Below are 21,606 nucleotides of genomic sequence, written 5' to 3'. Positions count from 1 at the left end.
GGGCGAACACCAGGAACAGGTCCGCCCGTTGGCCACCGGTGATCCACTTCTTGCGGCCGTTGAGCCGCCACCCCCCCCCCTCCCTCCCCCCCCTCCTACCCCCCCCCCCCCCCCCCCCCCCCCCCCCCCGGTGCGCTGTACCGCAATGATCTTACGGGCTCGTCGCAAACAATCGACGTGGATACGTAAAAAATCTGCGGTGCGGAGATATCGCGGAGTATGTGCGCGGGGCGGGAAGGAGTAGGGGGCGCCGCCGCTTGTCATCGGTGGCCCGCTGTCGATCCTTCACGAGGAGCCCCGATGAACAGCACGGAACTGCTGGCCGACGCCTTCGGCCGGATCCAGGAAGTGGTCCACGACGCCGTGGACGGCCTCACCCCCGAAGAGCTGGCCTTCCGCGTGGACGAGGGCGCAAATAGCGTCGGCTGGCTGATCTGGCACCTGACACGCGTCCAGGACGACCATGTCGCCGAGGTCGCGGGCACCGAGCAGGCCTGGACCGCGCAGGGCTGGGACGCCCGCTTCGACCTGCCCTTCCCCGCCGGGGCGATCGGCTACGGCGACGGTCCGGACGACGTCGCCGCCGTCCGGGTGAGCTCCGCCGACCTGCTCACCGGCTACCACGACGCCGTATACGAGAACACCGTCCGCCATGTGCGGGAGCTGACCGACGACGACCTCGACCGCGTCGTGGACAAGCGCTGGAATCCGCCGGTGACCCTGGGTGTACGCCTGATCAGCGTCGTCTCCGACGATCTCCAGCACGCCGGGCAGGCGGCGTATCTGCGGGGGCTGCTGATGCGCAGGCGGTGACGGCGTCGGCGTCGGCCGTTCACCCTTCGGTGTTAGAGTTACTTAACCTAAGTTAAGTACCTGCGCGACCTGTGGGGTGTGAGGGTTGGCGAGCGAGAAGACGGCCGAAGAGCCAGCGGCACGAATACAACGGAGGCCACCGCGCATAGCGGCCGACCATCCGCGCTACAAATGGGTGGCACTGTCGAACACCACGCTCGGCATGCTGATCGCCACGATCAACTCCTCGATCGTGCTGATCTCGCTCCCCGCGATCTTCACCGGTATCCACCTCGACCCCCTCCAGCCCGGCAACGTCAGCTATCTGCTCTGGATGCTGATGGGATACATGCTGGTCACGGCGGTCCTCGTGGTCACCCTCGGCCGGCTGGGGGACATCCTCGGCCGGGTCAAGATCTACAACTCCGGCTTCCTGATCTTCACCGTCACCTCGGTGATCCTCTCCCTGGACCCGATGCAGGGCGGCGGCGGCGCGCTCTGGCTGATCGGCTGGCGCGTCGCCCAGGCCGTCGGCGGCTCGATGCTGATGGCCAACTCGGCCGCGATCATCACCGACGCCTTCCCGGCCCGCCAGCGCGGCATGGCGCTCGGCGTGAACATGGTCGCGGGCATCGCCGGATCCTTCATCGGCCTGGTCCTCGGCGGCCTGCTCTCCGAGTGGGACTGGCGCTCGATCTTCTGGGTCAACGTCCCGATCGGCCTGATCGGCACCGTCTGGGCCTACCGCTCGCTCCACGAGACCGGCATCCGCCGCAAGGCCAGAGTCGACTGGTGGGGCAACGTCACCTTCGCCGTCGGCCTGACCGCGCTGCTCGCGGGCATCACCTACGGCATCCAGCCCTACGGCGGCCACACCATGGGCTGGACCAATCCCTGGGTGCTCGCGGGCCTGATCGGCGGCGTCGCGATGCTCGCCGTCTTCTGCCTCGTCGAGGCCAAGGTGCGCGAGCCGATGTTCCCGCTCGGCCTGTTCCGCAACGTGGCCTTCGCGGGCGGCAACGCGGCCACCCTGCTCGGCTCCATCGCCCGCGGCGGCCTCCAGTTCATGCTGATCATCTGGCTCCAGGGCATCTGGCTGCCCCTGCACGGCTACGACTACGTCGACACCCCGCTGTGGGCCGGTATCTTCCTGCTGCCGCTCACCGTCGGCTTCCTGGTCTCCGGGCCCATCGCGGGCTACTTCTCCGACCGGTACGGCGCCAGGCTCTTCGCCGCCGCCGGATTCGTCGTGATGGCCGCGTCCTTCGCGGGACTGCTGCTGCTCCCCACCGACTTCAACTATCTGGCCTTCGCGTTCCTGATCTTCCTCAACGGGGTCGGCGGCGGTCTGTTCGCGGCGCCGAACACCTCGATCATCATGGCGAGCGTGCCCGCCGAGGCCCGCGGCGCCGCCTCCGGCATGCGCGCCACCTTCCAGAACGCGGGCATGGTGCTCTCCATCGGCGTGTTCTTCTCGCTCATGGTCGCCGGACTCGCCCGCTCGCTGCCCGGCACTCTCAGCAGCGGCCTGGTCGCCCAGGGCGTGCCGGGGGCGAACGCGCACGAGATCGCCAATCTGCCGCCGGTCGGCACGCTCTTCGCGGCCTTCCTCGGCTACAACCCGATCCAGCACCTGCTCGGCCCCGACCTGCTCGGCAAGCTCCCGGCGGCCAACCAGCACACGCTCACCGGCCGTGAATTCTTCCCGCACCTGATTTCCGGGCCGTTCCACGACGGCCTCGTGGTGGTGTTCGCCCTGGCCATCGTGATGTCCTTGGTCGCGGCGGGCGCGTCACTGATCCGCAGCCGCGCCGTCCGCGCGGCCCACGCCCCGCAGGAGTAACCGAACCGACCGAGGAGGCGCCCCCCGCCATGGACCACACCGACGGGCGCGGGGGCGCCACTCCGGCCGCGGTCGCGCTGATCGTGGCCCGGCTCTACCGCCAGCTCGCCCAGGCGTCCGCCGACGACCTCAACCTGACGTACGCGCAGCTCTCCGCGCTGGCCAGGATCGGGCAGTTCGGCCCCATCCGGCTCGGTGAACTCGCCGCCCGCGAACAGGTCGCCGCCCCCTCCCTGACCCGTACGGTCAGGCCGCTGTCGGAGGCCGGGCTGATCGGCAAGGAGGCCGACCCCTCCGACGGCCGCTCCTGGCTCGTCAGCATCACCCCGGAAGGGCGCGCCCTGCTGGAGCGCATCCGCCGCGAGCGGGCGGCACTGCTCGCCCGGAGGATGGCGTGGCTCACCGACGAGCAGCGCGCGACGCTGGACGCGGCGCTCCCCGTCCTGGAACTGCTCCTCACCGAACGGACCCCGCCGGACTGACCCCGGCGGACTGGCCTCCGGCCCTTACGGACTGCCCCCTCGGTTGCCCCCGCCTCTCAGGCGGGCTGTTCCGGCTGTCCGGGCCGCTCGGGCCGGCCCGGCTCGACCGGGGGCGCCAGCACACCGCAGTGCGGCGCGCACTCCGGCTGCGCGAGCGGCCCCTTCGCCCCGTCCTCGCGCAGCGCACCCGACGGCACCAGCACCGCGGCCAGCACCGCGGCGACGGCGCACAGGCCCGCACAGATCAGCATCGCCTTCCCGAACGCCGAGTTCACCGCGTGCGGCGACCGGTAGGCGTGGTCGGACAGGCCGACGGCCAGGGGGAGGGCCGCGACGATCAGCAGTTGCGCCACGCGGGCCGCCGCGTTGTTCACCCCGCTGGCCACCCCCGCGTGGTCGACCTCCACCGAGGCCAGCACGGTCGCGGTGAGCGGCGCCACGAACAGGCACATGCCGAGCCCCTGGACGACGACGGCGGGCAGCACGTCGACGACGTACGAGGAGGTGTCCGGCGACACGCGGGTGAGCAGCAGCAGGCCGCACGCGGTGACCAGCGGACCGACCGTCAGCGGCCAGCGCGGCCCGATCCGCTGGGCGAGCGCGCCCGCGGGCGCGGACAGCAGCAGCATCAGGACGGTCACCGGCAGCGTCGCGAGACCGGCGCGCAGCGCGCTGTACCCGGCGGCGATCTGGAGCTGCACCGGCAGCACGAAGAACACCCCGCCGATGGCCGCGTACAGACAGAGCGTCACCAGATTCATCGAGGTGAACAGCTTCGAGGCGAAGACCGACAGCGGCAGCATCGGGGACGGGCGGCGCCGCTCGGTGCGCAGGAAGGCCCAGCCGCACGCCAGACCCGCCGCCGCGGGCACGGCGACCGCGACGGGGGAGGGGTGACCGGACGCGCTGATCAGCGCGTAGGTGACGCCCGCGAGGCAGAGCGCGGCCAGTACCGCGCCCAGGATGTCGAAGCTCCCGCTCGCCGTACGGTCGCGGCTCTCCGGCACGTGCCGGACGGCGATGGCCACCACGACCGCCGCCAGCGGCAGATTGATCAGGAAGATCCACCGCCAGCCGGGACCGTCCACCAGATAGCCGCCGAGGAACGGGCCGATCGCGCCCGCCACGCCACCGAGGCCCGACCAGGCGCCGACCGCCTTCGCGCGGTCCTGCGGGCGGTACGTGGACTGCACCAGGGCGAGCGAACCGGGCGTCAGCAGCGCCCCGCCCACGCCCTGGAGCGCCCGCGCCGCGATCAGCACGCCGCTGTCGGGCGCCGCGCCGCACAGCGCGGACGCCAGCGCGAACCAGACGACGCCGATGACGAAGACCTTCCTGCGCCCGTACCGGTCACCGAGGCCGCCGCCGAGCAGGATCAGCCCGGCGAGCGTCAGCAGATAGCCGTTGACGGTCCACTGGAGCGCCGCCAGGGTCGCGCCGAGGCCCTCCCCGATCCGGGGGAGCGCGATGTTGACGATGGTGCCGTCCAGCATCGCCATGCCCGAGCCGAGCACCGAGCAGGCCAGCACCCAGCGCCCGGTCGCCGAGGAGAGCCGCACACCCTCGGCGGGCGGCTCCGGATTACTCATGACCGTCACCATAGAGCGCCGGGAGCCGAGGCGTGAGTGTCGCGGCCCCGCGCCGCGGCAACCGTGAAAACCGTGCCCGCCGCGCACCCGCGACCACGCCCGCCGCACATCCCCGACCGTGCCCGCCGCACATCCCCGACCGTGCCCGCCGCACATCCCCGACCGTGCCCGCCGCACATCCCCGACCGTGCCCGCCACGCGACCGCGACCGCGCCCGCTGATCACCGGCGCGCATCGGGGGTAAGAATGGTCAGGGCAGGCCCGACCGATGACGCAGCGAAGGAGACGCGGATGCCGCACGAGCGCGCCGGAACACCGGCACGGCCGGACGACCTGGTGGACGTACCCCGCCTGATCACGGCCTACTACGCGCTGCACCCGGACCCCGGCGAGACCGGCCAGCGGGTGGCGTTCGGCACCTCGGGGCACCGCGGCTCGTCGCTGAACACCGCGTTCAACGAGGACCACATCGCCGCCACCAGCCAGGCGATCTGCGACTACCGCACCGCGCAGGGCACCACGGGACCGCTCTTCCTCGGCGCCGACACGCACGCGCTGTCCGAGCCCGCGCGGGTCACCGCGCTCGAGGTCTTCGCCGCCAACGAGGTCTCGGTGCTGATCGACGAGAGCGACGGCTGGACGCCCACCCCGGCCGTCTCGCACGCGATCCTGTCGTACAACAGGGGCCGTACCACCCACCTCGCCGACGGCGTGGTCGTCACCCCCTCGCACAACCCGCCCGCGGACGGCGGCTTCAAGTACAACCCGCCGAGCGGCGGCCCCGCCGCCTCCGACGCCACCGGCTGGATCCAGGACCGGGCCAACGAGCTGATCGCCGACGGCCTCAAGGGCGTGCGCCGCGTCCCGTACACCCGGGCGCTCGCCGCCGACACCACCGGGCGCTACGACTTCCTCGGCCGCTACGTGGACGACCTGCCGTCGGTGCTCGACCTGGAGACCGTACGGCGCGAGGGCGTCACGATCGGCGCGGACCCGCTGGGCGGCGCGTCGGTCCAGTACTGGGGCCGGATCGCCGAATGGCACGGCCTCGACCTGACCGTGGTGAACCCGGTCGCCGACCCCACCTGGCGCTTCATGACGCTCGACTGGGACGGCAAGATCCGGATGGACTGCTCGTCGCCGTACGCGATGGCGTCGCTGATCGCCCGCAAGGACGAGTACCGCATCGCCACCGGCAACGACGCGGACGCCGACCGGCACGGCATCGTCACGCCCGACGGCGGCCTGATGAACCCCAACCACTACCTGGCCGTCGCCATCTCCTACCTGTCGCGGCACCGCGAGCAGTGGCGGCCCGACCTGGCGATCGGCAAGACGCTTGTGTCGTCCTCGATGATCGACAAGGTGGTGGCCGACCTCGGCCGTCCGCTGACCGAAGTCCCGGTCGGCTTCAAGTGGTTCGTGGACGGGCTGCTCGGCGGCACCCTGGCCTTCGGCGGCGAGGAGTCGGCGGGCGCGTCCTTCCTGCGGCGCGACGGCTCGGTGTGGACCACCGACAAGGACGGCATCCTGCTGGCACTGCTGGCCGCCGAGATCACCGCCGTCACCGGCCGCACCCCGTCCGAGCACTACGCGGACCTCACGGAGCGCTTCGGCGCCCCCTCCTACGCGCGGATCGACGCGCCCGCGACCCGCGAGGAGAAGGCCGTACTCGCCGAGCTCTCGCCCAAGCAGGTGCCCGCCGCCGAACTCGCCGGAGACCCCGTCACCTCCGTGCTCACCCACGCCCCCGGCAACAACGCGGCCCTGGGCGGCATCAAGGTCAGCACCGACAACGCCTGGTTCGCCGCGCGGCCCTCGGGGACGGAGGACGTCTACAAGGTCTACGCCGAGTCCTTCCTCGGCGACGACCACCTCGCCACCGTCCAGGAGGAGGCACAGGCCATCGTCGCCCGTGCCCTGAACGGCTGACGGCCGCGCCCTCCACCCGACGGAGCGACACCGGAGCGCGTGCTCCGCTCCGTCGGGTGAGGGACGACAGGCCCTTCGACGCGCGGGCGGCTCAGGCCAGTTGGGCGGCCTGGAGACCGGCGTACGCGCCGCCGCCGCGCACCAGCTCGGCGTGCGGTCCGACTTCCGCGATACGGCCCTCGTCCAGGACGACGATACGGTCGGCGTTGCGGATCGTGGACAGCCGGTGGGCCACCACGAAGACCGTACGGCCGCGCACCAGCCGGGTCAGCGCCTGCTGGACCAGCGCCTCCGAGCGGGAGTCGAGCGCGGACGTCGCCTCGTCCAGGACCAGCACGCGCGGGTCGCGGATCAGCGCGCGGGCGATGGCCAGCCGCTGCTTCTGCCCGCCGGAGAGCCGGGCGCCCCGCTCACCGACGACGGTGTCGAGACCGTGGGTCATCCGGTCGATGAACTCCAGCGCGTTGGCGTCCCGCAGCGCCGCCCTGACCCTCTCCTCCGGCACATCGGTCATGCCGTAGGTGACGTTGTCGCGGACGGTGCCCTCGAACAGGATCGAGTCCTGCGGCACCACCGACAGCCAGGTCCGGTAGTCGCGCAGGTCCAGATCCTCCATGTCGACGCCGTCGAGCAGAATCCGCCCATGCGTCGGCCGCAGGAAGCCGATCACCAGATTGAGCACGGTCGACTTGCCCGCGCCGGAACCGCCCACCAGGGCGACCGTCTCGCCCGGCCGCACGTCCAGATCGAAGTCGACCAGCGAGGGCCGGTCGCTCTCGGGATAGGTGTGGCCGACCCCGCGGAACTCGAAGTGCCCCACCACGCCCTTCACTTCGGCCTTGCCGTCGTTCTGCTCCAGGTCGGGCGCCTGGAGCACCTCGCCGATCGAGCGGACCGACTCCAGGCCCTTGCCGATCTGCGGGGTCAGCGTCAGCAGCGTGGTCACCGACCCGGTGAGGCTGGAGAAGTACGCGCTGAGCATCACCACGGTGCCCGCCGAAACGTTCAGCCAGCCGTAGTAGGCGACCAGCGCCGAGCCCGCCAGGCAGGCCACACCGATCGCGTTGAGCAGGATCCAGGCCAGCGAGCCGAACCAGCCGTTGAGCCGGTCGAGCCGCAGCCCCGCGTGCAGCACCTCGCCCAGCGTGCGGTCCACCCGGTGCAGTGCGGTGTTCTCCAGGCCGTGCGCACGGGTGATGGGGATCAGGGTCGTCATCTCGCTGACCCGCGAGGACAGTTGCTCCACCTGCTGGCGGAAGGACTCGTTGTCGTGCCGCAACCGGCGGCGGAGCCGTACTACCAGCATCGCGGAGGCGGGCACCACGATCAGATAGACCGGCAGGAAGGCGGGCGCCTGGATGCCGATCACCACCAGGCCGCCGCTCAGGGTGGCGATCGCGGCCAGACCGTTGTCGGCGGTCTGCTGCGCCGCCGTCTCGATGGTCTCGACGTCCCTGATCACCTTGGCCTGGAGCACGCCGGCGCTGACACGGGAGTGGTAGCCGATGGAGAGCTGCTGCATCCGCTGGCAGATCGCGGTGCGCAGCCGGGTGCCGGTCCTGCGGATCGAGCCCTGCATGCAGCGCACGTACGCCAGGTGCAGCGGGAGGTTGAGGCTGAGGATCACCAGCAGGACGGCCGAGTTCCACCACAGCACCGATATCGGCCGGTGCTGCACGACGACGTCGACCACGTTGGCCGTGATGAGCGGCAGCAGCCAGACGGGGGTGTGCTTGGCGAAAAAGGCGAGTACGGCGAACCCGACCCGGCGACGGTCGGGTTCGAAGAGGTAGAGGAGGGTACGGACGGGGTGTTCGCCGCGGTAGCGGTGGCTGAGCGTGCCTTGCGGCAGCGCCATTGAAGGCTCCTCGAAATGACGTCTTCGCAGTACAGGTGCGCGCATGCGCCTCATCGCGCATGCGCCCGCCTTCACCTTAGAGCCGCTACAGCACCACGACCGAACGCAATACGTCGCCCTCGGACATCCGCGCGAACGCCGCCTCCACCTCGTCCAGCGCGATGGTCTCCGTGACGAACGCGCCCAGGTCCAGGCGCCCCTGGAGATGCAGGTCGATCAGCATCGGGAAGTCCCGCGACGGCAGGCAGTCGCCGTACCACGACGACTTCAGCGCGCCGCCGCGGCCGAACACGTCCAACAGCGGCAGCTCCAGCGTCATCTCCGGACTCGGCACCCCCACCAGGACCACCGTCCCGGCCAGATCGCGCGCGTAGAACGCCTGCTTGTACGTCTCCGGGCGGCCGACCGCGTCGATCACGACGTCGGCGCCGTTCCCGCCGGTCAGCTCGCGGATCGCCTCCACGGCGTCACGGTCACGGGAGTTGACGGTGTGCGTGGCGCCCATCGCGGACGCCGTGGCGAGCTTGCGGTCGTCGATGTCGACGGCGATGATCCTGGCCGCACCGGCCAGCCGCGATCCCACCACGGCCGCGTCGCCGACGCCGCCGCAGCCGATGACCGCGACCGAGTCGCCGCGGCCCACGTTCCCGGTGTTGAGCGCCGCGCCGATCCCGGCCATCACCCCGCAGCCGAGCAGCCCGGCCACCGACGCCGACACCGCCGGGTCGACCTTCGTGCACTGCCCGGCCGCGACCAGCGTCTTCTCCGCGAAGGCGCCGATGCCCAGCGCGGGCGACAGCTCCGTGCCGTCCTTGAGTGTCATCTTCTGCTTCGCGTTGTGGGTGTCGAAGCAGTACCAGGGGCGCCCGCGCAGACACGCGCGGCACCGGCCGCACACGGCCCGCCAGTTGAGGATCACGAAATCGCCCGGCGCGACCTCGGTGACGCCGTCGCCGACGGTCTCGACCACGCCGGCGGCCTCGTGCCCGAGCAGGAACGGGAAGTCGTCGTTGATCGCGCCCTCCCGGTAGTGCAGATCGGTGTGGCAGACCCCGCACGCCTGGATCCGCACCACCGCCTCGCCCGGCCCCGGATCCGGCACCACCACCGTGTCCACCCGTACCGGCTCGCCCTTGCCCGGTGCGATCACTGCGCGGACTTCCTGTGCCATGTCCGGTCCTTCCCTTCGTCGTGTGCCCAGCGTTCGGCCACTGTTCGCTGCCGACGATAGGTGCCGCGACCCCGCGGCGGGCAGTACCCGGAAAGGCGCACATGGGTGGACCGGCACCGGGCATACGTCACTGCGGGCCACAGGTCGCCTATCGCTCGACGCTGTGAGGGGCACTTTTGACCACTGAGGACAGCGCGGTCCGCGGCACGCGGCCGGCTGACAGAAGACGGCTGCCGAAGACCGTCGCGACCTTCCGCGCCATCCGGGCCCTCGGCCGCGCCATAGGGGCGGCATGGGAGGAGGACGCCACGGAGCGGGCGGCGGCCCTCACGTACTACGCGGTGCTCGCGCTCTTCCCCGCGCTGCTGGTCACCGTGTCGGTGCTGGGCCTGGCGGGCGGTGCCTCGGAGAACCAGCTGGCCTCCGAGGTCACCTCCCTGCTCCCGACCGCGTCCCGGCCGATCGTCGCCTCCGCGCTCCAGGACATGGCCGACGACCGGTCCGCGACCCTCTCCCTGGTGATCATCGGCAGCGCGGGCGCCGTCTGGTCGGCGTGCAGCTACTCCAGCGTCTTCCGGCGCGCCCTGCACTCGATGTACCGGGTGACCGACCACCGCCCCGCCTGGCGCACCGCCCCGCGCATCGTGATCACCTCGGTGGCGCTGCTCGTCCTGCTGGTGTGCAGCGCCAGCAGCCTGGTGGTCAGCGGCGAGGTCGCCCACCGGATAGGGGAGCTGCCGCACATGAACACCCCCGTGATCACCGCCTGGCGGGTGTTGCGCTGGCCCTTGCTGCTGGTGCTGGCCGCCGCGCTGGTCCTGGTGCTCTTCCGCTCAGGTCCCCGCGGCACCCGCGGCCTGCGCGCGATGGCCCCAGGCGGCGCCCTCGCCGTCCTGCTGTGGCTGCTGACCTCGGTCGGATTCGCCGCGTACACCGCCCGCGCGGGCACGTACAACCGGCTCTACGGCCCGCTGGCCGGCACCGTGGTCTTCCTGGTGTGGCTGTGGTTCTCCAACCTGGCCCTGCTGGTCGGCGCCCACTTCAACGCCCAGCGGGCACTGGACGGCAAGGCCGCGCCGCCGCCGGAGGCCCCGGCGGCGTCGAAGACGCCGGAAGCGGCCCCGGACGTCGCACCGCTGCCGGTTCAGCCGCGGCCGGGCCGGAAACGGCGGTAGAGCACGACGCCGCCGAGCAGCAGGGCGGCGCTGCCACCGGCCGTGTACGGCAGGCCGTCCGCACCGGTGTGCGCCAGCGTCGGGGCCGCGGGGTCCTCGACGTTCGGCGGCGCGGGCACCGGAGTGTGGGCCGGGGCGGGCGGGGTGGTCGGCACCGGAGTGGGCTTGACGACCGGCGGGGTCGAGCCGTTCGTCGAGGTGTTGCCGGTGGAGGGGTTGCCGATCCCGACGACATTGACGCTGTTGCCGGTGATGTTGACGGGCACGTCGATCGGCAGCCGGATGCTGTTGCCCGACAGCAGGCCGGGCGAGTTACGGGTGCCGCCCGCCGCGTGTGCGCCGCCGCCCGAGCCCGAGTTCGTCCCGGCGGGGACGGCGCGCTCATCGGCCGGTGCGCCCGCGTGCCGACCCGGCCTGGCACCGGGGGAGGAGTGCGTGGCAGCCGGAGCGGAGGTGTTGGCGCAGGCGTTGCCCGTCACCGGATTCAGCAAACCGATCACATTGATCGTATTTCCGCATACATTCACCGGAATGGAGACGGGCACTTCCACCGAATTGCCCGACAGGACACCGGGCGATCCGGTGGTGTCACCCTGGGCGGCCGAATCGGCCTGGGCATACCCGGCGCCCGCCAACAGACCGCCGGCGACCATGGCGGTGACGAGTCCCTTCTGGGCAACCCTGTTCATACGCTTTCCTGCCTTCCGGAAATCCTCACGGGCCGCATGCCCGCACCGGAGACAACGCGCTCAGGGCCAATCAGGTCATGGCCGACGGATAAATCACCCCAACGAGTGACCGTGTCGCGGCCCCGTCCCTGACGGGCCGACAGGACGTGCGGCCAGCACTTTTCCCGGTATTCCGGCTATCGGTTCCGCTATTCCTATGAATTACCCATGAGCGGCCGATGGAACGTGGTAACGGATTGTCCCGACACGACAGCGGCGGCGACACCGTGAGGTCTCGCCGCCGCTGTGACGTCTGTCGTGGGGTCCGGCTTCAGGCCGCCGAAGCGTCCTCGGTCTCGTCGTCCTCGTCCATGAACAGGTGGCGCTCCATGTGCACGCGGGCGGCGGCCAGCGCCGGGGCGATCTCCCGGGTGCCGGTCGACACGCACAGCGTGTACGCCGTGTCCTGGAGCTGCTGCCGCACGCGCGGGTCGACGGACTTCGCCGTCTCGACCTCAGCGGTCAGCGTCTCGTAGCGTTCCACCAGGTTCCGAAGGACGGTCGGGTGGGCCATCAGCATCGTCGTACTCCTCGATGTCGGCGAAGTCGGGACGCGCCTGCCCGGCCCACGCTGTTCCATGCGTGAGAGCGGCGAAAAAAAATTGCCTGCCGGGCCGCACCCTCTTCTTCGTCGCGTCTTTGCGCAGGCCCCGGATAGGGGTCGAGGGGTGCGAAGTAGTAGTCCCTTCACGGTACATGACACTCATGTCCACAACGGGGGCCGGTGAACGTGATGTTCGACTCGTCTTCGCCGCCGTGCCGAGGGAATGCCGCTCGCGCGGGCGCCGGGGCGGCCGGTTGTCGAACACCGGGTGTCGACGTACCGACGTACCGACGAGTCGACCTGTCGCCACGACATGACGCGGCGACAGGTCGACAGCTGACTGCTTGTCGGACGCGGTGTCGTCCGGGCGGCCTTCTAGTCGATGCCGCGCAGGATGTGGGTCTCCGTCAGATCGTCCTCGTAACCGGCGAGGCGGATCGGCGCGCACCGGGACCAGGTGTCCAGGGGGCGTTCCTCGGCCAGGAGCGAGGCACCGTCGCCGCCTCGTTCGGCCGACTCATTGCGCTTCAGTTGATCAGGTGACACCGCGCACTCCTTTGCGTCGCGTGGACCGGCGACACCCGACGCGGCCGTCCGACCGCGCCCGGCGCCCGGTGGGATGGCTCTTCGGGCGGTACGGACGCGGTGGCGCCTTGGGCCCCCCACGCCCGGGGGCGAAGGGGAGGACCGGAGCGCGGCCGAGGTGGGCGACTCGTTCCGGGACGGGCCCCGGGGTTCGGTACATCCCCTGAGACCGGTTCGTCCCGCACAGCGTAAGCCTGCCCGTCCTCCGTCACCAGCCGGTTTCCGGCGCGCTACGCACAGTGGCGAAGTGCCGTGCGCGCGTGCGAAACCGGCCCTGGCCGCTGCCGTGCGGCGCATGGTTGCTACGGTTCCTCGTGCTCAACAGCGAAGAGGACCGAGACGAGGGGCCTGCGCCATCCGGGTCACGCGCGCCTGAAATATCCGGAAAGCCGGAGATATCCGCGCCGCCGGCCAAGCCCCGCCGCCGACTGCTGGCCGATGTGAGCCCGCTGCGCGAGCACCCGGACTTCCGCCGCCTGTGGTTCGGCAACACCGTGTCGTACATCGGCCAGCAGATGACCGCGATGGCCGTCTCGCTCCAGGTCTACGCGATCACCGGCTCCAGCTTCTACGTCGGCCTGGTCGGCCTCTTCTCGCTCGTCCCGCTGATCGTCTTCGGCCTGTACGGCGGCGCCGTCGCCGACGCGGTCGACCGGCGCAAGCTCGGCCTGATCACGGCCGCCGGCTCCACCGTCTGCTCCGGAGTGCTGGCCGCGGCGGCTTTCGGCCATCTCAGGTCCGTGGCACTGCTCTACGCCGTCGTCGCGCTCCAGGCGGTCTGCTTCGCGATGAACTCGCCCGCCCGCTCCTCGATGATCCCGCGCCTGCTGCCGCCCGAGCGGCTGCCCGCCGCCAACGCGCTGGCCTCGCTCGCGGGCGGGGTCGGCCAGATGGCGGGACCCATGCTCGGCGCCGTCCTCGTCGGCGCCTGGGGCTACCAGGCCGCGTACACCGTCGACGTCGCCGCCTTCAGCGCCTCCCTCTACGCGATGTGGCGGCTGCCCGCGATGCTCCCCGGCGAAGGGGACGGCGCGGCCCGCCGCCGCCCGTCGGTCATCGAGGGCCTGCGCTACCTCGCCGCCCGGCCCAATCTGCGCACCACCTTCGTCTCCGACCTCGCCGCCATGGTGCTCGCCCAGCCCCGCGTGCTGTTCCCCGCCGTCGCCGGGCTCTGGTTCGGCGGCGACACCCGCACCGTCGGCCTGCTCGCCGCGGCCCCCGCCGTCGGCGCGCTCCTCGGCAGCGTCTTCTCCGGCTGGCTCGGCCGGGTCCACCGCCAGGGCTTCGCCGTGCTGCTCGCCGTCGGCTCCTGGGGCGCGGCCGTCGCCGTCTTCGGCCTCACCCGCAACCTCTGGCTGGGCCTGCTCTTCCTGGCCTTCGCGGGCTGCGCCGACACCGTCTCGATGGTCTTCCGCAACACCATGCTGCAATCCGCCGCCCCCGACGACATGCGCGGGCGCCTCCAGGGCGTCTTCCTCGTCGTGGTGGTCGGCGGCCCCCGCCTCGGCGACTTCCTCGCGGGTTCCGTCTCCGACCTGTTCACGCCCACCGTCGCCGTCGTCGGCGGCGGCCTGGCGTGCATCTCGGCCATCGCGCTGATCGGCCTCTTCCAGCGCGGCTTCGTCGCCTACGACGCCCGCCGCCCGGTGGCCTAGGAGCCGCCTTCAGGGGCGCGGCCGCTCCTCGACGAGCGCCGACACGGCGGCGGCCAGACCGGCCTGCGACGGGTCGTACGCGACGGCGGCGGCCGTCAGCCGCAGGATGTCGGCGAGGGCGCCGTCGGTGAGGTGGTCGGGCGCGCCGACGCGCGCGAGGCCGCGGGTGAGCAGGCCGCGGGCGGCATCGGGACGGCCGCGGCGCAGCATCTTGACGGTGGCCACGGCGTTGGCCAGGGCGCTGGCGGCCGGGGACCAGGCGGTGGCGGGCGCCGCGGGCACGGTGGCCGACCCGGCCGGCTCCGCGCGGACGGACAGGTCCAGGCGCCAGAAGAGCGGAAGACCGCGGAAGGCGGCGAAGAGCAGCCGCTCGCCCATGGCGGCGGCCGACTCCGGGTCGACGCGGAGCGAGGCCAGCGGCCGGACGCGCCCCAACGCCTCGGCGGCGGTGTCGACGCAGTGGGCGAAGCGGTCGCCCGGCACGGTCCATTCGAGGTCGATGTCGCTGTAGGCGTCGGCGGTGCCCGCGGCCAGCGAGCCGCGCAGCCGGGTCCGGGAGCCGGGGCAGTACGCGGCCAGCGCGTCCAGCAGGTCGCGCGCCAGGGCCGCGCGTACGGCCGGGTCGAGGGCCGTCATCCGCTGCGCTCGGGCAGCGCGTCGACGTACATCCACGCACCGTCCTCGCGGCCGAAGCGGCTGTTCTCGTACTGGTCACCCGGTTGGCCGTCGGCCAGGAAGCGGGCGCGGAATTCGACGGTGCCCTCGGTGTGGAAGGCGGTGCCGCCGGTCGAACCGAGGATGTCGAGGCCGGTCCACCGCACGTCCCCGTCGAAGCGCAGGCCCGGCGGCCGGGTGCCGGAGTGCCACGTACGCAGCAGATAGGCGGCGTCGCGTACGGCGAAGGCGGCGTACCGCGACCGCATGAGCTGCTCCGCGGTCGTGGCGGCGGACCGTCCCTGGTGGAGGGCGCCGCAGCAGTCGTCGTACGCGGCGGGCCGTCCGCACGGGCAGGGAGCCGTAGGGGAGAGCCGGGTGGCCGCCGGGCGGCGGTTCTGACGTCGGGGCATCCTCTGATTGTGGCGGACGCCGCCATTCGCGGGAGTCGTGGGTTTTGCCCGCCCCGCAGCGGAAAAGTGCTGACCGTGGCGCAAATCGGGTGCGCGCGCCACCATCCTCCTCCGAAAGGAATCCCCGTGAGTACGGCGCAAGACGAGTCAGCCCAGGTAGCGGTCACCTTCGACGGTTGCGCGAAGGAGGACGCGCAGACCGTTCTCGACGCTCTGAACACCAGCTTCGCCTCGGACCGCGAGCCCGACGACATCCCGCAGGACTCCGCGGACGGGCGGCCGATGGTCTGGAGTGCCACCTTCGACGTGTCCCGCACCCTCGGGGTGCCGGGACCCGCGCGGCTCGGCGAGCCGCTGACGGTCACGGCCCAGGGCGGCTACCGCGCGGTGGACCGGCTGCGGGAGAGCCTGGCCGAGGCGTTCACCGTCCGGGTGGTCGGCACCGCGGCGGGCGACCAGGAGCAGGAGGCGCGCTTCCGGCTGGAGAACCACGGCGCCGCGTGACCGCGTGACCGCCTGACCGCGTGACCGACTGCCCGGGACGGGGCGCCGCCTGACCGGGAGGGCGCGCCGCCCGGCGGTCGGCGGCAGGTCCGGCCGTACGCCGGCGGTCCGCGCCAGGTCCGGCCGTACGCCGTCCGTCCGTGGCATGTCCGGCCGTACGCCGTCCGTCCGCGTCACGTCCCGCCGTGTGCCGCCCGTACCGCCTCCAGCGTGTCGGCCTCGGCCGCCGTCTTGTCCTCGCGGTAGCGCACGACGCGGGCGAAGCGCAGGGTGACGCCCGCCGGGTAGCGGGTCGAGGTCTGGAGGCCGTCGTAGGCGATCTCGACGACCAGTTCGGGGCGCACGGTGACCACGTATCCGTCGGTGGGGCCGACCGCCAGGGCGAGCAGCCGCTCGGTCTGCCAGTCGAGCAGCGCGTCCGTCAGGCCCTTGAAGGTCTTGCCGAGCATGGCGAAGCCGTCGCCGTCGCGCGCGCCAAGATGGAGGTTGGAGAGCTTTCCCGTGCGGCGGCCGTGGCCCCACTCGACGGCCAGCACCACCAGGTCGAGGGTGTGCACCGGCTTGACCTTGATCCAGGACGCGCCGCGCCGACCGGCCGTGTAGCCGCTGTCGGCGGCCTTGACCATCACGCCCTCGTGCCCGCGGTCCAGCGTGGCCCGCCAGAAGTCCTCGGCGGCCCGCAGCTCCGCCTCGTCCGCCGGGTCCGACACGACGGTCCGCCGGACCCGCAGCTCCTCGGGGAGGAGCCCGGCCAGCACCGCGTGCCGCTCGTCGTAGCCGCGGTCGAGCAGGTCCTCGGTGGCGTCCCGGTCGCCGACGGCGAGCACGTCGAAGAAGACCGCCGTCAGCGGCAGGGCGCGGGCCGCCGCCGACACGTCGACGCGGGAGCCGACACGGCCCGCGGTCTCCTGGAACGGCCGGGGCCGCCCGTCCGGGCCGAGCGCCAGCACCTCGCCGTCCAGGACCAAACGGTCCGCGCCCAGCGCGCGGACGGCCGCGACGACCTCCGGCAGGCGCTCGGTGATGTCGTCCAGCGTGCGGGTGAAGATCCGGACCGACTCGCCGTCGCGGTGCACCTGGACACGGATGCCGTCGATCTTCTCCTCGATCGCGCAGGGCCCCGCCTTGGCGACCGCCTCGGCGACCGATTTGGCGGAGGACGCCAGCATCGGCAGCAGCGGCCGGCCGACCGCGAGGGCGAATTCGGTGAGCGCGTCGGGGCCCCGCGCCAGCAGGGCCCGCGCGACCGGTTCGAGGGCGCCCGCGAGCATCACCGCGCGGCGTACGTCGGCGGGCGGCGCGCCGGTCGCGGCGGCCAGGCCCTCCGCCGCCGCGGCGTCCAGCGCGCCCTGCCTGACCTCGCCGGTGAGCAGCCCGACCAGGAACTCCTGCTCCCGCTCGGTCGCCGCGCCCAGCAGGCCCTGGAGCAGGTCCCGCCGCCGGCCCTGCGACCCGGCGCCCGCGACCGCGCCGACGGCCGTCAGCGCCTCGTCCACCGCCCGTACGGTCAGCGTCGGCTCCGCGGCGGGCTCGGCGCGGTCCCGCAGCGCCGCCCAGCCGACGCCGAGCCGCCCCTGCGGCAGGCGTCCGGCCAGATACGCGATGGCGACCGGCACGTCCTCAGGCTCCATGGCCCGGAAGAACTCGGCCAGCAGCGCCGTCTTGCGGGTCCGCGCTGATGTGTGGGCGACCTCGTACGAGACACGGGCGACCTCGGCGAACAGCATGTTCTCCATCCTGCGGCGAACCGGGCGGGAACGCCCGGCGTGTGCCGGACGTATGCCCGACGCATGCCCGACGTGTGCCCGGCAGACATCCGGCACACGCGTTCGGCACACGTTCGGCACACGGCACACAATAGAACAGGCGTGCGACAGTCGAGGTAGGCTCGGGGCATGAGCCACCCGTCCCCTCAGCAGGCGTCCATCTTCGGCGGCGGCGCTCCGGGCCTCGGTGACCTGGAGGGAGCCCGCCGCACCCACCTCGGACAGGGCGCCTGGATCGACACGCTCCCCGGATGGCTGAGCGGCGCCGACGACCTCTACGCGGAACTGGCCGCGGAGGTCCCCTGGCGCGAGGAGCGGCGCCGGATGTACGACAACGTGGTGGCCGTACCCCGCCTCCTCGCCCACTACCGCGAGGGCGACCCGCTGCCCGCCGACGTGCTCACCGACGCCCGCGCGGGGCTCAGCGCGCACTACGCGGCCGAACTGGGCGAGCCCTTCGTCAGCGCCGGACTGTGCTTCTACCGCGACGGCCGGGACAGCGTGGCCTGGCACGGCGACCGCTTCGGGCGCGGCGGCACCCACGACACGATGGTCGCCATCGTGTCCCTGGGGGAGCCGCGCCCGCTGCTGCTCAGGCCGCGCGGCGGCAGGGGCGCCGGGAGCACCGTCCGGCAGCCGCTGGGCCACGGCGACCTGATCGTGATGGGCGGCTCCTGTCAGCGGACCTGGGATCACGCGGTGCCGAAGACGCGGGGAGCGGTGGGCGGGCGGATCAGCGTCCAGTTCCGGCCACGCGGAGTGGCGTAGGACCGGTGCGGAGTTGGTGCGGGACCGGCGCGGAGCGGTGCGGGACCGGTCGGTTCTCCGGGGGAGCGGCCCCCGCTGCGGGCGCGGACGGCGGCCAGGCGGCTCCCGGCGTTGATGATCGTCGGGCGAGGAGCATACTGGCGGTGACAGCACTGTTGTCCGAAACCGCTGTCAAGGGGTGTCCGAAAAAACCGCAGGTGTCCGAAGGGGGCATTCAGGGTGGACATCGCGGTCGGCCGGCGTCAGGGGGCGCCGAGGCCGACGCGAGAGGCGTGGGAAACGCCACCGGGACGCTGCCGTGCGATGTCGCGAACGGTGGCGCCGTGATCAGTCCTGCCCGGAACTTCTCCCATCCCGCTCTGTTCTACCGCGGCGCGCGCGAGTATCTGGAGGGCACCGTCCCCTTCGTACGGGACGGCCTCGCCGCGGGCGAACCGGTCGCCGTCGCGGCCCCGCCCGTCGGACTCGGCCTGCTGCGTACCGCCCTCGGGTCCGACGCGGGCGCCGTGCGCTTCATCGACATGACCACGGTCGGGCGCAACCCCGGGCGCATCATTCCGGCCGTGCTCCGCGCCTTCTGCGACGCGCAGCCGCCGGGTCCGGTCCGGATCATCGGCGAGCCGATCTGGCCGGGGCGCACCGCGCTGGAGTACCCGGCCTGCGTCCAGCACGAGGCGCTGATCAACACCGCCTTCGCCGGCCGGCAGGTGACGATCCTGTGTCCGTACGACGCGGCCGGGCTCGCCCCCGACGTCCTGGACGACGCGCACGCCACCCATCCGGTGGTGATCGAGGCGGGCCGCGAGCGGCCCAGCGACCGCTACGCGCCGGACCACGCCGTCGCCTCCGGCAACACCCCGCTGCCCGAGCCGCGGGACGCCGCGTCCTTCGCCTTCGACGACCAACGCCTGCGCGACGCGCGGCGCTTCGCCGTCCGGCTGGCGGGCGGCTTCGGCCTGACCGGCGCCCGGCTGGACGACCTGGCCCTCGCGGTCTCCGAACTCATCACCAACAGCGTTCTGCACGGCGGCGGTTCCGGCACGATCCGGCTGTGGACCGAGAACGACCAGGTGGTCTGCGAGGTCCGCGACGGCGGCAGGCTCAGCGACCCGATGGCCGGCCGCCGCCTGCCTCCGAACGGCCGCCCGGGCGGGCGCGGTCTGCTGATGGTCAATCACATCGCGGACCTCGTCCGCGTCCACGCCGCCCCCGACGGCACGGCGATCCGCTGCTACCTCGGCGGCGCTCCCGTCCCGGCCGGAGCCGCGGACTGACCGACCCCGAACCGCCCCGCCCCGCCCCGCCGACGTCGCGTGAGCGGGGCCTTTCGCTGTGCGCGCACGGTGTGGTCTCGCGGTACGCGGACGGCGGGGACCCTCTGCCAGGCGGACCCCTTGACGGCGGGGACCCTCCGCCACGCCGAGCCCCTTGACGCCGGGGGAGGGGCCTGGCTTCATGAACGCGGTGGCATGGGAGCGCTCCCATTGTGCCCTGTGCTGCCGAGCCGTCACCCATCCCCCCACGAACTGGTGAAGGGACTTACCAGTGACACGTCATCCCGCCCGTCCTCGCTCCGGGCCGCTCGCACGGCCCCGTCCGCCCCGTCCGCTCCGTCGGAACCGGCCCCATCCGCTCCGGCGGCTCCACCGGCTGCGCCCGGCGGTCGCGGTGCTCGCCGCCGTCGCGGCGCTGCTGCTGCCGCTGACCACCGCGACGACCGCGCACGCCGACCCCGTCTCGACCTGCGCGCCGCAGGGCACCCTCCCGGTGGCCGGCGGCGAGTACACGCTCCAGGCCAACGAGTGGAACTCCACCGCGCAGCAGTGCGTCACGTACTCCAGCGGCACCGCGTGGTCGCTGGCGACGGCCGACTTCAACCTGCCGACGAACGGCGCGCCCGCCACGTATCCCTCGCTCTTCAAGGGCTGCCACTGGGGCGACTGCACGCCGAACAGCGGTATGCCGATCCAGATCAGCAAGCTGGGCAGCGCGGTCTCCTCGTGGAGCACGGTGCAACCGGCGTCCGGCGCCTACGACGTCGCGTACGACCTGTGGATCAACTCGACGCCGACCACGGCCGGTCAGCCGGACGGCACCGAGATCATGATCTGGCTCAACAGCCGCGGCGGGGTGCAGCCGTTCGGCGGGAAGAGCGGCACGTCGGCCGCCGCGGGGCACAACTGGGACGTGTGGACCGGCCGTCAGACCTCGTGGAAGATCATCTCCTACGTGTTGCAGGGCGGCGGGACCTCGGTCTCGAACCTCGACGTCAAGGCGCTGATCGACGACGCGGTCGGCCGCGGTTCGGTCGACCCGGCGCACTACCTCATCGACGCCGAGGCCGGTTTCGAGGTCTGGCAGGGCGGCCAGGGTCTGGCCACCACCGGCTTCTCCTTCAGTGCGAGCGCGGCGGGCTCCGGCGGCACCGGCTCCGACACCCAGGCGCCGACCGCGCCCGGCGGCCTCGGCGTCACCGGGACCACGGCGACCTCGGTCTCCCTGGGCTGGTCGGCGGCGACCGACAACGTCGGGGTGACGGCGTACGACGTCTACCGCGGCGGCGCGTTGGTGGGGACGACCGCCGGCCGGTCGTACACCGACTCGGGGCTGACCGCCGCGACGGCGTACACGTACACCGTCAAGGCGCGCGACGCGGCGGGCAACACCTCCGCCGCCTCGGCGCCGGTGACCGCGACCACCTCCAGCGGGTCCAACGGCGGTGGCGGCAGCGGCTGTTCCGCCAGCTACACGGTGAGCAACGACTGGGGGAGCGGCTTCACCGCCGATGTGACGGTGGCCAACAGCGGTACGTCGGCGACGCGTTCGTGGACGGTGTCGTGGACCTACCCCGGCAGCCAGCGCGTCACCAACTCCTGGAACGCCACCGTCGCCCAGTCGGGCGCGGCGGTGACCGCGGCGAGTCTCGCCTACAACGGCGCCCTCGCGCCGTCCGCCGAGACCCACTTCGGATTCCAGGGCACGTACAGCGGCGGGAACGCCGTTCCCGTGCTGACCTGCACGGCGACCTGACGCACCGTCCGGTCGCGCTTCGCGGCGGGGGGGGGGGGGGGGGGGGGGGGGGGGGGGGGGGGGGGGGGGGGGGGGGGGGGGGGGGGGGGGTGAGGGGGACCAGCTAGGTTGGTTGGG

Annotated in this window: 19 protein-coding genes; 10 read left to right on the top strand and 9 right to left on the bottom strand. The window is 72.6% G+C overall.

Features of this window, described 5'->3' with window-relative positions; genetic code table 11:
- The first annotated feature begins 300 nt into the window (after window positions 1-300).
- The 3 genes from ACZ37P_RS19150 to ACZ37P_RS19140 all read left to right on the top strand — a co-directional run bounded on the left by ACZ37P_RS19150 (window position 301) and on the right by ACZ37P_RS19140 (window position 3,117).
- Entirely contained in the window at window positions 301-813 is a 513-nt protein-coding gene (locus ACZ37P_RS19150) for a mycothiol transferase (protein WP_355347681.1), read from the top strand.
- Window positions 814-1,015: 202 nt separating this feature from the next.
- Window positions 1,016-2,635 carry an MFS transporter gene (locus tag ACZ37P_RS19145; protein ID WP_391050750.1) on the top strand — a complete coding sequence of 540 codons (1,620 nt, stop codon included), beginning with the start codon at window positions 1,016-1,018 and terminating at the stop codon, window positions 2,633-2,635.
- Between the two features lie 29 nt (window positions 2,636-2,664).
- Window positions 2,665-3,117, top strand: coding sequence for a MarR family winged helix-turn-helix transcriptional regulator (locus ACZ37P_RS19140; RefSeq protein ID WP_355347678.1), 453 nt, complete (start codon window positions 2,665-2,667; stop codon window positions 3,115-3,117).
- Between the two features lie 56 nt (window positions 3,118-3,173).
- On the opposite strand, the gene ACZ37P_RS19135 is transcribed toward ACZ37P_RS19140, so the two are convergent.
- Window positions 3,174-4,706: an MFS transporter gene (locus ACZ37P_RS19135; RefSeq protein ID WP_355347675.1), complete on the bottom strand. Its 1,533-nt coding sequence runs from the start codon at window positions 4,704-4,706 to the stop codon at window positions 3,174-3,176.
- 291 nt (window positions 4,707-4,997) lie between these two features.
- On the opposite strand from ACZ37P_RS19135, the gene pgm reads away from it, so the two are divergent.
- Window positions 4,998-6,638: a phosphoglucomutase (alpha-D-glucose-1,6-bisphosphate-dependent) gene (gene pgm / locus ACZ37P_RS19130; protein ID WP_355347672.1), complete on the top strand. Its 1,641-nt coding sequence runs from the start codon at window positions 4,998-5,000 to the stop codon at window positions 6,636-6,638.
- Window positions 6,639-6,729: 91 nt separating this feature from the next.
- On the opposite strand, the gene ACZ37P_RS19125 is transcribed toward pgm, so the two are convergent.
- A complete protein-coding gene (locus tag ACZ37P_RS19125) occupies window positions 6,730-8,496 on the bottom strand; it encodes an ABC transporter ATP-binding protein (protein ID WP_391050739.1) in 1,767 nt (588 codons plus the stop codon).
- 85 nt (window positions 8,497-8,581) lie between these two features.
- Window positions 8,582-9,667: an S-(hydroxymethyl)mycothiol dehydrogenase gene (locus tag ACZ37P_RS19120; RefSeq protein WP_355347666.1), complete on the bottom strand. Its 1,086-nt coding sequence runs from the start codon at window positions 9,665-9,667 to the stop codon at window positions 8,582-8,584.
- Between the two features lie 176 nt (window positions 9,668-9,843).
- Here ACZ37P_RS19120 and ACZ37P_RS19115 point away from each other — a divergent pair, with 176 nt between their 5' ends.
- A complete protein-coding gene (locus tag ACZ37P_RS19115; protein WP_355347663.1) occupies window positions 9,844-10,842 on the top strand; it encodes a YihY/virulence factor BrkB family protein in 999 nt (332 codons plus the stop codon).
- Here the strand turns inward: ACZ37P_RS19115 and ACZ37P_RS19110 are convergent.
- From ACZ37P_RS19110 to ACZ37P_RS19100, 3 genes are all read right to left on the bottom strand, one after another.
- Window positions 10,812-11,531, bottom strand: coding sequence for a chaplin (locus ACZ37P_RS19110; RefSeq protein WP_391050741.1), 720 nt, complete (start codon window positions 11,529-11,531; stop codon window positions 10,812-10,814). The genes ACZ37P_RS19115 and ACZ37P_RS19110 overlap by 31 nt on opposite strands.
- A gap of 310 nt (window positions 11,532-11,841) precedes the next feature.
- The gene (locus ACZ37P_RS19105; protein WP_355350278.1) at window positions 11,842-12,090 is read right to left on the bottom strand and encodes a DUF5133 domain-containing protein; all 249 of its coding nucleotides are present in this window, start codon (window positions 12,088-12,090) and stop codon (window positions 11,842-11,844) included.
- 399 nt (window positions 12,091-12,489) lie between these two features.
- Window positions 12,490-12,660 (bottom strand): hypothetical protein, encoded by a 171-nt coding sequence (locus ACZ37P_RS19100; RefSeq protein ID WP_355350281.1) that lies wholly within the window; start codon window positions 12,658-12,660, stop codon window positions 12,490-12,492.
- A 416-nt stretch (window positions 12,661-13,076) separates the two neighbouring features.
- Here ACZ37P_RS19100 and ACZ37P_RS19095 point away from each other — a divergent pair, with 416 nt between their 5' ends.
- Window positions 13,077-14,354: an MFS transporter gene (locus tag ACZ37P_RS19095; protein WP_401722764.1), complete on the top strand. Its 1,278-nt coding sequence runs from the start codon at window positions 13,077-13,079 to the stop codon at window positions 14,352-14,354.
- Between the two features lie 9 nt (window positions 14,355-14,363).
- On the opposite strand, the gene ACZ37P_RS19090 is transcribed toward ACZ37P_RS19095, so the two are convergent.
- On the bottom strand, window positions 14,364-15,026 hold the full coding sequence (locus ACZ37P_RS19090) for a hypothetical protein (protein WP_467347596.1): 663 nt from the start codon (window positions 15,024-15,026) through the stop codon (window positions 14,364-14,366).
- Window positions 14,987-15,421, bottom strand: a complete 435-nt coding sequence (locus tag ACZ37P_RS19085; protein ID WP_467347594.1) for a YchJ family protein — start codon at window positions 15,419-15,421, stop codon at window positions 14,987-14,989. The genes ACZ37P_RS19090 and ACZ37P_RS19085 overlap by 40 nt, the downstream gene beginning before the upstream one ends.
- 126 nt (window positions 15,422-15,547) lie before the next feature.
- Here ACZ37P_RS19085 and ACZ37P_RS19080 point away from each other — a divergent pair, with 126 nt between their 5' ends.
- Complete coding sequence (locus ACZ37P_RS19080) at window positions 15,548-15,925, top strand: hypothetical protein (RefSeq protein ID WP_402712096.1); 378 nt, start codon at window positions 15,548-15,550, stop codon at window positions 15,923-15,925.
- A 173-nt stretch (window positions 15,926-16,098) separates the two neighbouring features.
- Here ACZ37P_RS19080 and ACZ37P_RS19075 read toward each other — a convergent pair whose 3' ends face one another.
- Window positions 16,099-17,652, bottom strand: coding sequence for an ATP-dependent DNA ligase (locus ACZ37P_RS19075; protein ID WP_467347592.1), 1,554 nt, complete (start codon window positions 17,650-17,652; stop codon window positions 16,099-16,101).
- A gap of 168 nt (window positions 17,653-17,820) precedes the next feature.
- On the opposite strand from ACZ37P_RS19075, the gene ACZ37P_RS19070 reads away from it, so the two are divergent.
- The 3 genes from ACZ37P_RS19070 to ACZ37P_RS19060 all read left to right on the top strand — a co-directional run bounded on the left by ACZ37P_RS19070 (window position 17,821) and on the right by ACZ37P_RS19060 (window position 21,489).
- Window positions 17,821-18,459: an alpha-ketoglutarate-dependent dioxygenase AlkB gene (locus ACZ37P_RS19070; RefSeq protein ID WP_467347590.1), complete on the top strand. Its 639-nt coding sequence runs from the start codon at window positions 17,821-17,823 to the stop codon at window positions 18,457-18,459.
- 323 nt (window positions 18,460-18,782) lie between these two features.
- A complete protein-coding gene (locus ACZ37P_RS19065) occupies window positions 18,783-19,733 on the top strand; it encodes a sensor histidine kinase (protein WP_355350301.1) in 951 nt (316 codons plus the stop codon).
- A gap of 394 nt (window positions 19,734-20,127) precedes the next feature.
- On the top strand, window positions 20,128-21,489 hold the full coding sequence (locus tag ACZ37P_RS19060; protein WP_467347587.1) for a GH12 family glycosyl hydrolase domain-containing protein: 1,362 nt from the start codon (window positions 20,128-20,130) through the stop codon (window positions 21,487-21,489).
- Window positions 21,490-21,606 lie beyond the last annotated feature (117 nt).

It is taken from the genome of Streptomyces sp. NPDC024632 (assembly GCF_055559175.1).
Note: the sequence above shows the minus strand (reverse complement) of the source record. Positions and strands in the feature narration are given on the sequence as shown.

Bases quoted from the DNA above. Each gene is read 5' to 3' on its own strand.
- ACZ37P_RS19150 (WP_355347681.1), top strand. From the start codon at position 301: ATGAACAGCACGGAACTGCTGGCCGACGCCTTCGGCCGGATCCAGGAA.
- ACZ37P_RS19145 (WP_391050750.1), top strand. From the start codon at position 1,016: ATGCTGATCGCCACGATCAACTCCTCGATCGTGCTGATCTCGCTCCCC.
- ACZ37P_RS19140 (WP_355347678.1), top strand. From the start codon at position 2,665: ATGGACCACACCGACGGGCGCGGGGGCGCCACTCCGGCCGCGGTCGCG.
- ACZ37P_RS19135 (WP_355347675.1), bottom strand. From the start codon at position 4,706: ATGAGTAATCCGGAGCCGCCCGCCGAGGGTGTGCGGCTCTCCTCGGCG.
- pgm (WP_355347672.1), top strand. From the start codon at position 4,998: ATGCCGCACGAGCGCGCCGGAACACCGGCACGGCCGGACGACCTGGTG.
- ACZ37P_RS19125 (WP_391050739.1), bottom strand. From the start codon at position 8,496: ATGGCGCTGCCGCAAGGCACGCTCAGCCACCGCTACCGCGGCGAACAC.
- ACZ37P_RS19120 (WP_355347666.1), bottom strand. From the start codon at position 9,667: ATGGCACAGGAAGTCCGCGCAGTGATCGCACCGGGCAAGGGCGAGCCG.
- ACZ37P_RS19110 (WP_391050741.1), bottom strand. From the start codon at position 11,531: ATGAACAGGGTTGCCCAGAAGGGACTCGTCACCGCCATGGTCGCCGGC.
- ACZ37P_RS19105 (WP_355350278.1), bottom strand. From the start codon at position 12,090: ATGCTGATGGCCCACCCGACCGTCCTTCGGAACCTGGTGGAACGCTAC.
- ACZ37P_RS19085 (WP_467347594.1), bottom strand. From the start codon at position 15,421: ATGCCCCGACGTCAGAACCGCCGCCCGGCGGCCACCCGGCTCTCCCCT.
- ACZ37P_RS19075 (WP_467347592.1), bottom strand. From the start codon at position 17,652: ATGCTGTTCGCCGAGGTCGCCCGTGTCTCGTACGAGGTCGCCCACACA.
- ACZ37P_RS19070 (WP_467347590.1), top strand. From the start codon at position 17,821: ATGAGCCACCCGTCCCCTCAGCAGGCGTCCATCTTCGGCGGCGGCGCT.